Annotated in this window: 12 protein-coding genes; 8 read left to right on the forward strand and 4 right to left on the reverse strand. The window is 63.7% G+C overall.

Features of this window, described 5'->3' with window-relative positions:
* Window positions 1-449: 449 nt before the first annotated feature.
* Window positions 450-1,142: an SOS response-associated peptidase gene (locus EB836_RS00005; RefSeq protein ID WP_135537087.1), complete on the reverse strand. Its 693-nt coding sequence runs from the start codon at window positions 1,140-1,142 to the stop codon at window positions 450-452.
* Window positions 1,143-1,176: 34 nt separating this feature from the next.
* On the opposite strand from EB836_RS00005, the gene EB836_RS00010 reads away from it, so the two are divergent.
* From EB836_RS00010 to EB836_RS00030, 5 genes are all read left to right on the forward strand, one after another.
* Window positions 1,177-1,692, forward strand: a complete 516-nt coding sequence (locus tag EB836_RS00010; protein ID WP_135537088.1) for a MarR family transcriptional regulator — start codon at window positions 1,177-1,179, stop codon at window positions 1,690-1,692.
* A 172-nt stretch (window positions 1,693-1,864) separates the two neighbouring features.
* The gene (locus tag EB836_RS00015) at window positions 1,865-3,031 is read left to right on the forward strand and encodes an acyl-CoA dehydrogenase family protein (protein WP_135537089.1); all 1,167 of its coding nucleotides are present in this window, start codon (window positions 1,865-1,867) and stop codon (window positions 3,029-3,031) included.
* Between the two features lies 1 nt (window position 3,032).
* Complete coding sequence (locus EB836_RS00020; protein WP_135537090.1) at window positions 3,033-4,088, forward strand: enoyl-CoA hydratase/isomerase family protein; 1,056 nt, start codon at window positions 3,033-3,035, stop codon at window positions 4,086-4,088.
* Complete coding sequence (locus EB836_RS00025) at window positions 4,085-4,861, forward strand: enoyl-CoA hydratase (protein WP_135537091.1); 777 nt, start codon at window positions 4,085-4,087, stop codon at window positions 4,859-4,861. The genes EB836_RS00020 and EB836_RS00025 overlap by 4 nt, the downstream gene beginning before the upstream one ends.
* 268 nt (window positions 4,862-5,129) lie before the next feature.
* Window positions 5,130-6,101 carry a nitronate monooxygenase family protein gene (locus EB836_RS00030; protein ID WP_135537092.1) on the forward strand — a complete coding sequence of 324 codons (972 nt, stop codon included), beginning with the start codon at window positions 5,130-5,132 and terminating at the stop codon, window positions 6,099-6,101.
* A 322-nt stretch (window positions 6,102-6,423) separates the two neighbouring features.
* Here EB836_RS00030 and EB836_RS00035 read toward each other — a convergent pair whose 3' ends face one another.
* Together EB836_RS00035 and trpS are read right to left on the reverse strand one after the other, a co-directional pair.
* Complete coding sequence (locus EB836_RS00035) at window positions 6,424-7,473, reverse strand: phosphatase domain-containing protein (protein WP_135537093.1); 1,050 nt, start codon at window positions 7,471-7,473, stop codon at window positions 6,424-6,426.
* A gap of 2 nt (window positions 7,474-7,475) precedes the next feature.
* Entirely contained in the window at window positions 7,476-8,474 is a 999-nt protein-coding gene (gene trpS / locus EB836_RS00040) for a tryptophan--tRNA ligase (RefSeq protein WP_135537094.1), read from the reverse strand.
* A 310-nt stretch (window positions 8,475-8,784) separates the two neighbouring features.
* Between trpS and EB836_RS00045 the strand changes: the two genes are divergently transcribed.
* Together EB836_RS00045 and EB836_RS00050 are read left to right on the forward strand one after the other, a co-directional pair.
* Entirely contained in the window at window positions 8,785-11,007 is a 2,223-nt protein-coding gene (locus EB836_RS00045; RefSeq protein WP_135537095.1) for a carbon starvation CstA family protein, read from the forward strand.
* Entirely contained in the window at window positions 11,004-11,240 is a 237-nt protein-coding gene (locus EB836_RS00050) for a YbdD/YjiX family protein (protein ID WP_135537096.1), read from the forward strand. The genes EB836_RS00045 and EB836_RS00050 overlap by 4 nt, the downstream gene beginning before the upstream one ends.
* A 135-nt stretch (window positions 11,241-11,375) precedes the next feature.
* On the opposite strand, the gene EB836_RS00055 is transcribed toward EB836_RS00050, so the two are convergent.
* Entirely contained in the window at window positions 11,376-12,191 is an 816-nt protein-coding gene (locus EB836_RS00055) for an exodeoxyribonuclease III (protein WP_205683259.1), read from the reverse strand.
* An 84-nt stretch (window positions 12,192-12,275) separates the two neighbouring features.
* On the opposite strand from EB836_RS00055, the gene EB836_RS00060 reads away from it, so the two are divergent.
* Complete coding sequence (locus EB836_RS00060; protein ID WP_135537098.1) at window positions 12,276-12,764, forward strand: GNAT family N-acetyltransferase; 489 nt, start codon at window positions 12,276-12,278, stop codon at window positions 12,762-12,764.
* Window positions 12,765-12,818: the final 54 nt, after the last annotated feature.

A 12,818-nucleotide genomic window follows, 5' to 3' on the forward strand; every position in this document is an offset into this window, starting at 1 on the left:
CTGTTCGACCGTGTGATTGTCTCACCAGAAAAATAATGTTTCTGGCATCACAACTTGTTCAAACAAACACGCTATTGGATTCTCAAACCACAAACACTCACCCATCACCACAACCCAACAAAAAGGGCGTGTTCACTGGGGGCATCAGTTTCTGTTTGCACTTTTCATCTTGCGATTCGCTGTGCCAGCGGATGTCTACTCTACCTGGTTGTTCGGATCCGTGCAACTCGAAGTTCATCTTCGTTTCACCCGAATCACTCCCGGTGAGAGCGACTGCTGCTGTTCCTTGCGGCCCGGCAGCTGGATCAACATTACACACATCTTCGACCGTGTGCAAAACGGCCTCGCTCAGCGCCTCCAGACCGGTGTCGCCGGCGCCGAGTCCGAGCCGAATCCTCCGCGCTCAGACGCCGAGCGCTCACCGACTCGGATCGTCGGCGGCTACGGCCTCAGGCGACCGGCTGAACGAGTTCCGGGGAGTCATTGCGGACATTGCCGACGGCCTTGCCGACCTTGTGCCGGGTCACGCTCGCCGGGTCCACCTGATCAAGAGTTGCGCTCAGCAGGTTCGGGACCGCGCTGCTGAGAACGCCGGGATCGATCCAGTCATCGATCTGATCGCGGCCGAGGAAGACCGGCATCCGGTGGTGGACATCACTGAGATGTCCGGCCGACTCCATCGTGAGGATCGTCGTCGAGACCAACCACGTCTGGTCAGGCTGCTTCCAGAACTCGAAGAGTCCCGCCATGAACAGAGGATCCTCGCCGGCGGCGCTCATCATCCACGGCTGTTTGCCGTCCTCGGTGGTCTCCCACTCGTAATAGCCCGGGATCGGCAGCGCACAGCGACGGCGCCTGATCGCCTGGCGGAACATCGGCTTGTCGAGCACGGTCTCCGAACGAGCATTGAAGGCCTTGAAGCCGATCTTCACGTCCTTGGCCCAGCCGGGAACCAAGCCCCATGAAGCCGTTTCGAGACGGCGGTGCAGCTGCCCCTCCTCATCGAGGCGTTCGACGACGATCGGCACGAAGGCCCCCGGGGGTACGTTGTAGCGCGGGGTGAAGTCATAGGACACAACGTCCAACCGCAGCTCGTCGGCGAGATCAGCCGGATCGAGGGACATATTGAGTCGACCGCACATGCGCCCATCTTCTCACTTCACTACACTGTCGACAATGGCGGCAGAAGAGAATACAGGCAGCAGACTCGACCCGATCGAAGAGTCCCGTCGGCAATGGCTGGCCCACGGGTGGCACGATGCCGCCGACGGCATGACGACGGTGATCTCGGTGATGAGGATCCACCAGCTGTTCCTCGCCCGGGTCGACGCCGCGCTCAAACCCTTCGCACTCACCTTCTCCCGCTACGAAGTCCTCGCTCTCCTGTCCTTCACTCGAGCCGGAACACTGCCGATGTCGAAGATCTCGGCGCGCATGCAGGTGCATGCGACGTCGACGACGAACTCGGTCGACCGTCTCGAGAAAGCCGGCCTCGTGGCCAGACGCAGCCATCCCGATGACCGCCGCACGACACTGGTCGACCTCACCGAGGCGGGCCGGGAGCTCGCCGCCCAGGCAACCGCGGCCCTCAACGTCGAAGTCTTCGCCTCCCCCGACTTCGCCGGGAGCGACCTCGACTCGCTCCTGCCTCATCTGAAGAGCCTGCGTTCAGGACTCGAGAACCGAAGCTGACCTCGGATCCGGACTCGACCTGTCCCGGTCCGACCTGCACCCGGCCACGGCCGGTCACCTCTTCTGCCCGACCCTGTCCAGGGTCACCTCGGCGAAATTAGTTGGATGTCCAAGTAATTTGGACGTATCGTGGTGCCCATCACCACAAACCTGTCCGACCACTGGAGGAATCATGTCCCACAGTACAGCCGCTGCACTCCCCTTCGGTCTCACCGACGAACAGCAGACCGTCTCCGGGATGGTCCGCGAGTTCGCCGATACCGAGATCGCTCCGCACGCCCTCGAATGGGACGCCGATCACTTCTTCCCCGTCGACGTCATCAAGAAGTCTGCTGACCTCGGGATGGGCGGAATCTACGTCAGCGAAGAAGCCGGCGGAACCGGAATGGGACGGATGGACGCGGCGCTGATCTTCGAAGCGATGTCGACCGGGTGCCCGTCCGTGGCCGCCTACATCTCCATCCACAACATGGTCGCGTGGATGATCGACCAGTTCGGCAACGACGAGCAGAAGGCCAAGTACCTCGCTCCCCTCGTCTCCATGGAGCACCTCGGCAGCTACTGCCTGACCGAACCCAACGCCGGCTCCGATGCCGCGGCCCTGCGCACCTCCGCCCGCGAAGACGGCGACCACTACGTCCTCAACGGTGCCAAGCAGTTCATCTCCGGCGCCGGCACCTCCGAAACCTACCTCGTCATGGCCCGCAGCGGTCAGGAAGGGGCTCGTGGAATCTCCGCCTTCATCCTCGAGAAGGACATGGAGGGACTGAGCTTCGGCCCCAACGAGCAGAAGATGGGCTGGCGCGCGCAGCCGACTCGTCAGGTGATCATGGAAAACGTCCGAGTGCCCAAGGAGAACATGCTCGGCGAACCGGGTCAGGGCTTCAAGATCGCTATGTCCGGCCTCGACGGCGGACGCCTGAATATCGGTGCCTGCTCGCTCGGCGGCGGACAGGCCGCACTCGAGAAGGCCATCGCCTACATGGGTGAGCGTCAGGCTTTCGGCACCGAGCTCTCGGGATTCCAGGCGCTGCGCTTCGAAGTCGCTCAGATGCAGGCCGATCTGGAAGGGGCACGCTCCCTCCTGTGGCGCGCGGCCAACGCCTACGATGCAGGCGATGCCAACACCTCCCTCCTGTCCGCCATGGCGAAACTCAAAGCCACCGACACCGGCTTCGAAGTCGCGAACAGGGCACTGCAGTTGCACGGCGGCTACGGCTATCTGACAGAGTATGGAATTGAGAAGCTGGTGCGTGACCTGCGCGTCCACCAGATTCTGGAAGGCACCAACGAAATCATGCGCGTGATCATCTCGCGCAAGAGCACAGGAGTGGGCTGATATGACAGAACCTTCGACAGAGCAGGCGGACGATTCCGTCATCACCTCGGTGTCCAATGGGGTGGGCCGCATCGAACTCAACCGACCGAAGCTGATCAATGCGCTCAGCCAGGACATGGTCACACGCATCGATGACGCGCTCCAAGCCTGGCGCGATGACGACACGGTCTCCCTCGTCCTCGTCACCGGACGCGGCGAACGCGGACTGTGCGCCGGCGGAGACATCAAGGCCGTATACAACGACATCGTGGCCGGCAGCGACGAGAACGCGAAGTTCTGGAACCGCGAATACAAGATGAACTTCGCGATCTCCGAATTCCCCAAACCCTATGTCGTGATCATGAACGGCATCACGATGGGCGGCGGGGTCGGCATCTCCGGTCACGGTTCGCACCGCATCGTCACCGATTCGACGAAGGTCGGCATGCCCGAAACCGGAATCGGACTCTTCCCCGATGTCGGCGGCACGCATCTTCTCGCCAACGCTCCGGGAGAGCTCGGCACCCATCTAGCGCTGACCGGACAGCCCGTCGGCGCCGGTTCGGCGATCGCCCTGGGACTGGCCGACCACTACGTTCCCGACGCGCAGATCCCCGACCTCATCGCCGATCTCACCGCAGGGGGCGACCTCGACACCGTCATCGGCAAGTACACCGCTGAAGCGCCGGCCGATGAACTCGCCGAGGCAGCCGACTGGATCAACGAATGCTACGCCGGCGATGAGGCCGAAGCCATCGTCGCGGCTCTCGCCGCACACGAGAACCCCGACGCACAGGCCGCCGCAGAGCTCATCGCAACCAAGGCCCCCACCTCGGTGAAGGTGACCTTGGCCGCCGTCCGCAATGCGGAGACGATGACGCTGGCAGAGGTCCTGGAGCAGGACTACCGGGTGGCCGTGACCCTGACCGAGCTGCCCGACCTCAAGGAGGGCATCCGCGCCCAGGTCATCGACAAGGACCGGAACCCGAAATGGAGCCCGGCTTCCCTGGCCGAAGTCAGCGACGCACAGGTCCAGTCCATCCTCACCACCGATCACGCAGAGAAGGTGTTCTCATGAACGATTTCGAAACCATCCTCACCGATGTCACCGACGGTGTCGCCACCATCACCATCAACCGGCCCAAAGCGCTGAATGCACTCAACCTGCAGGTGCTCACGGACATCACCGAGGCCGCCACCGCATTCGACTCCGACGACGCCGTCAAAGCGATCATCATCACCGGCAGCGAGAAGGCCTTCGCCGCCGGAGCCGACATCAAGGAGATGTCGAGCCTCGACTTCTCCACCGCGTACAAGGCCGACTGGTTCGCCGGCTGGACGCGACTGACCGATGTGCGCAAGCCGGTCATCACCGCCGTCGGCGGCTATGCCCTCGGCGGCGGCTGCGAACTGGCGATGATGGGCGACATCCTCATCGCCTCGACGAAGGCGAAGTTCGGTCAGCCCGAGATCAACCTCGGCGTGCTGCCGGGCATGGGCGGATCCCAGCGTCTGACCCGCGCCGTCGGCAAGGCCAAATCGATGGACATGTGCCTGACCGGTCGGATGATGGGCGCCGAGGAGGCCGAGCGTTCCGGTCTCGTCGCTCGCGTCGTCGAGCCCGAAGAGCTGCTGACCACGGCCAATGAGATCGCGCAGACGATCGCGTCGAAGTCCCGCATCGCCTCGGCGATGGTCAAGGAAGCGGTGAACACCGCTTTCGAGACGACGCTCGAGCAGGGACTGCGCTACGAGCGCCGGCTCTTCCACTCCTCCCTGGCCACGAACGACCAGTCCGAGGGCATGGCCGCCTTCGTCGAGAAGCGGGACCCGAACTTCACGGATTCCTGAGCTTCACGAGCCCGACTGTCATGGCGCAGACTCTTCCGGGGTCTGCGCCATCGTCGTCTCCGCGCCCCGTCGACGGCACGGTGCGCCACCTCGGCGAGACGGGTTCCACGTGCCCTCGGCGATCGATTTCGACACCACCTCGGCCTTCTGGGGCGGGCGCTTTCGGGACATCTCTGTGCCGTCGAGTGAGGACAGATGTGCCCTGTATCGCATTTAACAATCGTTCAGTTAAAGTGAGGATATGCATTCAACCACTCAAGGAGGCACCATGACCTCACTCAGCGATCTGTGTTCCCAGCTGCGCCTGCCTGCCATCGGCTCCCCCATGTTCATCGCCTCCGGGCCCGAACTGGTCAAGGCCCAGTGCCAGGCCGGCATCGTCGGAGCCTTCCCCACCCTCAACGCCCGTCCGGCAGCGATGCTCACCGATTGGCTCGACGAGATCACAGAATCGAACGCGGCCCACACCTCGGCCAATCCCGACCGTCCGGCCGCACCTTTCGCGGTCAACCTCATCGTCCATCGGTCGAACAATCGTCTCGAGGCCGACCTCGCCGAGGTGGTCCGCCACCAGGTGCCGATCGTGATCACCTCGCTGGGTGCCCGGGAAGAGGTCAATGAGGCCGTCCATTCCTACGGCGGCATCGTCCTCCACGACGTCATCAACAACAAATTCGCCCACAAAGCCGTCGAGAAGGGCGCCGACGGCGTCATCGCGGTTGCGGCCGGCGCCGGCGGGCACGCCGGAGCGCTCTCTCCCTTCGCGCTGGTCCAGGAGATCCGGTCCTGGTTCGACGGTCCTCTGCTGCTCTCGGGCGCCATCGCCCACGGCCGTTCGATCCTGGCGGCACTGGCGGCCGGAGCGGACTTCGCCTATATCGGATCGGCATTCCTGTCCACGCCCGAGGCCAGTGTCGTCGAGGACTACCGGAAGATGATCGTCGAATCAGCGGCCGAGGACGTCGTCTACTCGAACTATTTCACCGGGGTCAAGGGCAACTACCTGCGCGGCTCGATCGTCGCCTCCGGCCTCGACCCGGACAATCTTCCCGAATCCGATCCGACGAAGATGGACTTCGGTTCCGATCCGGATTCGGATGCCAAGGCCTGGCGCGACATCTGGGGCTCCGGGCAGGGCATCGGGGCGCTCGGAACCCAGCAGACGACCGCGGAGCTCGTCGAGACCTTCGCTGCCCAGTTCGAGGCTGCGAAGCAGGACCTGCGGAGCAAGCTGAGCTGAACCGACCGACCACGTGCCCTCCCTGCAGACCCCATCGCCGCGGACCTGCAGGGAGGGCTTCGTCATTGCGGGTTCGGGTTCAGACTGACGCGCCGAGCGTGCCGGAATCCGCTCCGATCAGTCCACAGACGCAGAACACGGCGGGCTCAACCAACAGTTGAGCCCGCCGTGCGTTTCTCGATCGTCACCAGAGTCTTTTCAATCCTCACGACCGTCTAGCTCGAAGGCTGCCGCCAATTCTGCGGCCGGAACGCAGCTATCAGAACCTCACCTCCGAAGACCAAAACTCGACACGATCCAAAACAACAACGAGTCATGTCGATCAGATCGTCGAGATGATCCCGCGCTCGGTCAGGCGGGAGGCCAGCCCTGCCCCGTCCGGAGCATAGATCCACGGTACGCCCTGGCCGCGACCGTGCCGCTTCGAGCGGCCGCCCGCCCAGACGGCCTCACCGACGGTGAGCTGGCGGATGGCCACGGCGGCGACATTCTCCGGATGGTTCTCGACGAACTCTCCGTACACCTCTTCGTCCTTCTGCCCGTCGTCGCCGATGAGCAGCCATTTCATCCACGGGAACTCCCGGGACAGGCGTTCGAGTGTATTGCGCTTGTGCTCCTTGCCCGACCGGAACACCCGCGTCGTCGTCGGACCCCAGTCTGTGAGCAGCAGAGGACCCATCGGATAGAGGTTGCGGGAGAGGAAGCGTTTGATCGTCAGCGCCGAGTTCCAGGCCCCCGTCGACAGGTAGATCATCGGAGTGGCCGGACGCATGAACGTGATCCGGTCGTAGAGGACAGCCATGCCGGCAACAGGCGAGCGAGCATGCTCGCTGAGCACGAAGGTGTTCCACGCGGCGAGGAAGGGACGCGGCAGCGAGGTGACCATGACGGTGTCATCGATATCGGAGATGATGCCGAACGTCGAGTCTTCGCCGATGATCCGCACGGCCGCGGAGTCGACGAGGGAACCGTCGGTCCACAGTTCGATCTCCGTCTCCCCCGGTTCGAAATCGCCGGGGATCACGGTGTCGATGATGCCGCCTCGGTCCGAGGTGACCATGTGCTCTTCGTCGTTGACCCGCACCCACGCCGTGTCATTGGCCAGGGGGACGCTGACGAAGGACTTCCAGCCGCGGATGCTGGCATGGACGTCGGCAGCCGGCTGCCCGTTGGGCGTGAGCACGAGGCGTCCGAGGACGCGCACCCAGCCGGTGCCGCCGTACGTGTCGTAGGCGATGACCGTGCGCTGGTAGCTGTGGTCGGTGGCCCGGTTCTGGATCCACCCGTTGAAACGATCCTCCACTCGCGCAGCGGTGTGGAGCATGTCGGGGGTGAGGTTGAGCGGACCCTCCTCGGGCTTCTTCTTCGCCACGATCAGATGAAGCCGATCTTGTCGTAGACCTCGCGCAGGGTCGCCTCGGCGATGGTGCTCGCCTTCTCCGCCCCACGGTCGAGGATGGTCTGCAGCTGAGCCCGGTCCTCGAGCAGCTCGAGCGTACGTTCCCGCACCGGTGTGAGCGTCTCCACGGCCACCTCGGCGAGGTCGACCTTGAGGTGTCCGTACATCTTGCCCTCATACTCGGCGACGATGTCGTCGACCGGGCGGGAGGTCAGGGAGGAGTAGATGGTCAGCAGATTCGAAACGCCGGGTTTGTTCTCCGGGTCGAAGGCGATCGTGGTGCCGTCGTCGGTCACGGCGGATTTGATCTTCTTCGTCAGCGCCTTCGCATCGTCGAGGAGGTCGATGCGGCCCTGCGGGCTCGGCTGGGACTTCGACATCTTCGCGCCCGGGTTCTGCAGATCATAGATCTTCGCAGTCGCCTTGAGGATCTGCGCGTCGGGGACGGTGAAGGTCTCGCCGAACCGGTAGTTGAAGCGTTCGGCGAGGTTGCGGGTCAGCTCGAGGTGCTGCCTCTGGTCCTCACCGACGGGGACGAGCTGCGGGTTGTAGAGCAGGATGTCCGCGGCCATGAGCGCCGGATAGGTGAGCAGGCCCAGGGACACATGCTGCTGCTTCGTCGACTTGTCCTTGAACTGGGTCATCCGGCTCGCCTCCCCCATCGAGGTCGTGCATTCGAGGACCCACGACAGCTGCGGATGGGCCGGCACCTGCGACTGGACGAAGACCGTCGACTTCTCCGGATCGATGCCGGCGGCTATGAATTGGGCGGCGGTGCGCAGCGTCCGCTCCCGCAGATCGGCCGGATCCTGTTCGACGGTGATCGCGTGCATGTTCGCGATGAAGTAGAAGGCGTCGTGCGACTCCTGGTGTGTCACGAACTGCTGCAGGGCTCCGATGTAGTTTCCGAGGTGAAGAGAATCGGAGGTGGCTTGGATACCCGAGACCGTGCGCGGCTGTGAAGAGATCGTCATAGTCCCATGATGCCACCTTCGCCGGCCCGGTCCGCACCTTGGTCCCTCATCCGAAACGGCGAGCCCGCGCTCGAGGGCGCCCCTTGTCCGGAGACGGACCGGATCACGCGGACCGGTTCGGAACGACCGGAATCTCAACGTGACCGCCGACACGAAACGGCACGGTCTGACGGTATAGTGACCTTGCAGATCACATGACTTCCCAAGGTGTCTCACATCTTCCGATCATCTCAACGGTCGGGGTCCAGCGCGGGAATGACTGTGCGATCAACACAACGATGCCAAAGCATCACTCTCAAGGAGGAGGACCATGTCGGTCGAATACGTCAAGACCGAGGATGACCTTCCGCCGGTCGCCGTGGTCGAGAAGCCACGCTGGACACCGGCGAAGATCGTGCTCTGGGTGGCTATTGCCCTCATCGCCGGCGCAGGCTGGTCGATGATCGCCTTCGTGCGCGGCGAGGAGCTGTCGGCGAGCTGGTTCGTCGCCGCCGCCGTCGGCAGCTATCTCATCGGCTTCCGCTTCTACGCGAAGCTCATCGAATGGAAGATCTGCCGCCCTGACCCGAAGCGGGCCACTCCGGCAGAGCTCAACGACAACGGCCGTGACTTCGCGCCCACCGACCGTCGGGTCCTGTTCGGACACCACTTCGCTGCGATCTCCGGTGCCGGCCCTCTGGTCGGACCGATCCTCGCCGCCCAGATGGGGTACCTGCCCGGAACGCTGTGGATCGTCTTCGGCGTCATCCTCGCCGGCGGCGTCCAGGACTACATGGTGCTGTTCTTCTCGATGCGCCGCAACGGCCGCTCCCTGGGACAGATGACCCGCGATGAGCTCGGTCGCACCGGCGGCATCATCGCCTCCATCGGCATCATCCTCATCATGGTCATCCTCATCGCAGTCCTCGGCGTCGTCATCATCAATGCCCTCGCCGAGAGCCCCTGGGGCGTGTTCTCCATCGCCATGACCATCCCGATCGCCGTGTTCATGGGCATCTACATGCGCTACCTGCGTCCCGGCAAGGTCATCGAGGTCTCGGTCATCGGCATCGTGCTGCTCGTCATCGCGATCATCGCCGGCGGCTGGGTCCACAGCTCACCCTTCTGGTCGGAGGTCTTCCACCTCGACAAGGTGACCCTGGCTTGGTGCCTGATGATCTACGGCTTCCTCGCCGCTGTGCTGCCGGTGTGGGTGCTGCTGGCACCGCGTGACTACCTGTCGACATTCATGAAGATCGGCACCATCGTGCTCCTGGCTGTGGGCATCCTCATCGTCAACCCGACCGTGCAGATGCCGGCTCTGACCGAGTTCGCGTTCAACTCCGAGGGTCCGGCGTTCGCCGGTGCTCTGTTCCCCTTCCTGTTCATCACGATCGCGTGTGGAGCGTTGTCGGGCTTCCACGCCCTCATCTCCTCCGGCACCACCCCGAAGCTCATCGAGAAGGAGACCCAGGCGCGGCTCATCGGCTACGGCGGCATGCTCATGGAGTCCTTCGTCGCAATCATGGCGCTCGTCGCTGCGATCTGTCTCGACAAAGGTCTCTACTTCGCGATGAACGCTGCCGAACCGCTGACCGGCGGAACGGCGCAGGGAGCGGCAGACTTCATCAACAATTCCCTGGGCATGTCCGGAGTCGAGACGAGCCCCGAACTGCTTGAACAGGCGGCCAAGGATGTCGGTGAGGAGAGCATCATCTCCCGTACCGGCGGTGCGCCGACGCTCGCCATGGGGATGGCACACATCCTCCACAACGTCTTCGGCGGGCCCGCCTGGATGTCCTTCTGGTACCACTTCGCTGTGATGTTCGAGGCTCTGTTCATCCTCACCACGATCGATGCCGGAACCCGCGTTGCTCGTTTCATGCTCTCCGATGCGCTCGGCAACTTGTCCAAGCGATTCCGGGATCCCTCGTGGACGCCGGGCGCCTGGCTGACAACCGCCATCATGGTCGCCGCCTGGGGATCGATCCTGCTCATGGGTGTCACCGACCCCCTCGGCGGCATCAATACCCTGTTCCCGCTGTTCGGCATCTCGAATCAGCTGCTGGCCGCGATCGCGTTGGCCGTCGTGTTCGCGATCGTGTGCAAGATGGGCTTGGCCAAGTGGGCGTGGATCCCCGGCATCCCACTCGTCTGGGATCTCGTGGTCACGATGGCCGCCTCGTGGCAGAAGATCTTCTCCTCCGATCCCAAGCTCGGCTACTGGGCGCAGCACTTCGCCTACAAGGATGCTCTGGCATCGGGAGAGACTTCGCTGGGCAACACCGAGGGCGTCGAAGCGATGAGCGCGGTCGTGCGCAACACCTTCGTCCAGGGAACGCTGTCCATCGTCTTCGCACTCCTTGTCGCCATGGTCGTCATCATGGCAGTCTGGAAGTCCATCCAGGCTCTGCAGAAGGGTGCGCTTCCGACCTCGGAAGAGCCCTTCGTCGAGACGAAGCTGTTCGCCCCGTCCGGGCTCATCGCCCGCAAACCCGAGCGTGAGCTGCAGACCCAGTGGGACGACCACCGCGCAGGAAGGCAGAGACAATGAGCACCGCACATCCGCTCGGCCGCATCGCACGTGACCCGTGGGGAGCCCTGCGCCGAGGTGGTGCGTGGCTGCACTGGTATCTCAAGGAGATCATGGGCGAGAACGCCTACCTCCACTACCTCGAATCCTACGAACGGCGTCACGGAACGCGCGAAGGGGCGATGGAAGAGAAAGCGTTCTGGCGCGATCTCACCGATGAGCAGGACCGCAACCCGAAGGCCCGCTGCTGCTGACGCTGTTGATCGGCAGGCCCAGCACAGACAGCTGGGACTGGTGATCGGCGAACTCAGTGGATGAGAAGCCCGGGTGCGGACGACGAGCAGTCGTGCGCACCCGGGCTTCTTCGCTGCCGTCTTTCGACCGCAGGCTCAGGCGGTCGGGGCGGGCAGGTCGTAGTCGATGACCAAAGGGGCGTGGTCCGACCACCGCTCCGCCCAGCTGTCGGCCTTGTCCACGGTGGCCTTCACCGCCGCCTCGGCGAGGGCCGGAGTCGCCATCTGATAGTCAATGCGCCATCCGGTGTCGTTGTCGAAGGCCTTGCCCCGCATCGACCACCAGGTGTAGGGCCCGTCGACGTCCCCGCTGAGCCTCCGGTGGACATCGACATAGCCGACCTCACCGAAGAAGCCGTCGAAGTAGGCCCGTTCCTCGGGCAGGAATCCCGCCTTCTTCCGGTTGGCCTTCCAGTTCTTCAGGTCCCGTTCGGTGTGGCAGACGTTGAGGTCACCGGTGATGAGCACATGGTCCGAGCTCTTCGCCAGCTGCGGCAGCCGCTCGGTCATGCGGTCGAGGAACCGGTACTTGTCCTCCTGCTTGGGGGTGTCGACCTCGCCGGAGTGGACGTAGGCGGAGACCAGGGTCAGCAGCGAACCGTCACCGAGGCGGTAGTCCGTCTCCACCCACCGTCCGGCACGATCGAAGTAGCCGTCATCACCGAGGCCCTCCCGGCTGGCTTCGGCCTCGGTCCGGGCCATCACCGCCACCCCGGCACGGCCCTTGGCCTCCGCGTCATGGCTGATCGTGGTGTACCCGGTGTCGGCGAGGACACCGTGGGCGATGTCGTTGGCGGCCCGCACCTCCTGCAGGGTGATGAAGTCGGGTTTCGCCGCATCTATCCAGGTGGGCATCCCCTTCCTCCATGCTGCGCGGACTCCGTTGACGTTGACTGAAGCAATCCGAATCATGTGTTCTATGATGACATGAGCGCACTACCCATCCAGGACAGGGCGATATAGTGTGAGCAATGATGAGAAACTTCAGGAGGCGCCATGGCTGGTGACGAAACGATCGATCTCGAGCAGCTGAGCATCCGACAGCTCGATGAGGTCGACGCCCGTGAGATGCGAGAGTTCCTGCTGGGTGCTCAGGAGAATTTCTGGGGAGACCGCGACCTCAGCCGCGACCATGACGCCTACTGGTTCCGCCAGTTCGTCACGTCCGGCCTGGTGGCCCGCTACCGTTCGGAGATCGTCGGCTATCTGCTCGGCGTCATTCCCCATGACGGTCCGGCCTACATCCACTTGGTCGCTGCACGTACGGATTTCCGACACCAGGGAATCGGTCGTCATCTCTACCAGCATTTCATCGAACATGCTCGGAAGCTCGGAGTGGCTTCGGTGCAGGCGACGACGCTGCCCGAGTCCTCGGGTGCGATCTCATTCCACTCCTCGCTGGGCTTCAGCGGCGAACTCATCGAAGACTACGCCGGTGACGGCGATCCGCGAGTCTTCTTCGAACTCAAGCTGGCCGAGGACTGACCCCACACCCCTCCTCCTCCCCAGAACTACCTGACGGCGGCCCAGCAACCTCGC

This window comes from Brevibacterium sp. S111, assembly GCF_004745075.1.
GTDB lineage: Bacteria > Actinomycetota > Actinomycetes > Actinomycetales > Brevibacteriaceae > Brevibacterium.

Excerpts from the sequence above, each read along its gene's own strand:
- EB836_RS00005 (WP_135537087.1), bottom strand. The coding sequence starts at position 1,142 with ATGTGCGGTCGACTCAATATGTCCCTCGATCCGGCTGATCTCGCCGAC.
- EB836_RS00010 (WP_135537088.1), top strand. The coding sequence starts at position 1,177 with ATGGCGGCAGAAGAGAATACAGGCAGCAGACTCGACCCGATCGAAGAG.
- EB836_RS00055 (WP_205683259.1), bottom strand. The coding sequence starts at position 12,191 with ATGATTCGGATTGCTTCAGTCAACGTCAACGGAGTCCGCGCAGCATGG.
- trpS (WP_135537094.1), bottom strand. The coding sequence starts at position 8,474 with ATGACGATCTCTTCACAGCCGCGCACGGTCTCGGGTATCCAAGCCACC.
- EB836_RS00045 (WP_135537095.1), top strand. The coding sequence starts at position 8,785 with ATGTCGGTCGAATACGTCAAGACCGAGGATGACCTTCCGCCGGTCGCC.
- EB836_RS00015 (WP_135537089.1), top strand. The coding sequence starts at position 1,865 with ATGTCCCACAGTACAGCCGCTGCACTCCCCTTCGGTCTCACCGACGAA.
- EB836_RS00030 (WP_135537092.1), top strand. The coding sequence starts at position 5,130 with ATGACCTCACTCAGCGATCTGTGTTCCCAGCTGCGCCTGCCTGCCATC.
- EB836_RS00025 (WP_135537091.1), top strand. The coding sequence starts at position 4,085 with ATGAACGATTTCGAAACCATCCTCACCGATGTCACCGACGGTGTCGCC.
- EB836_RS00050 (WP_135537096.1), top strand. The coding sequence starts at position 11,004 with ATGAGCACCGCACATCCGCTCGGCCGCATCGCACGTGACCCGTGGGGA.
- EB836_RS00060 (WP_135537098.1), top strand. The coding sequence starts at position 12,276 with ATGGCTGGTGACGAAACGATCGATCTCGAGCAGCTGAGCATCCGACAG.
- EB836_RS00020 (WP_135537090.1), top strand. The coding sequence starts at position 3,033 with ATGACAGAACCTTCGACAGAGCAGGCGGACGATTCCGTCATCACCTCG.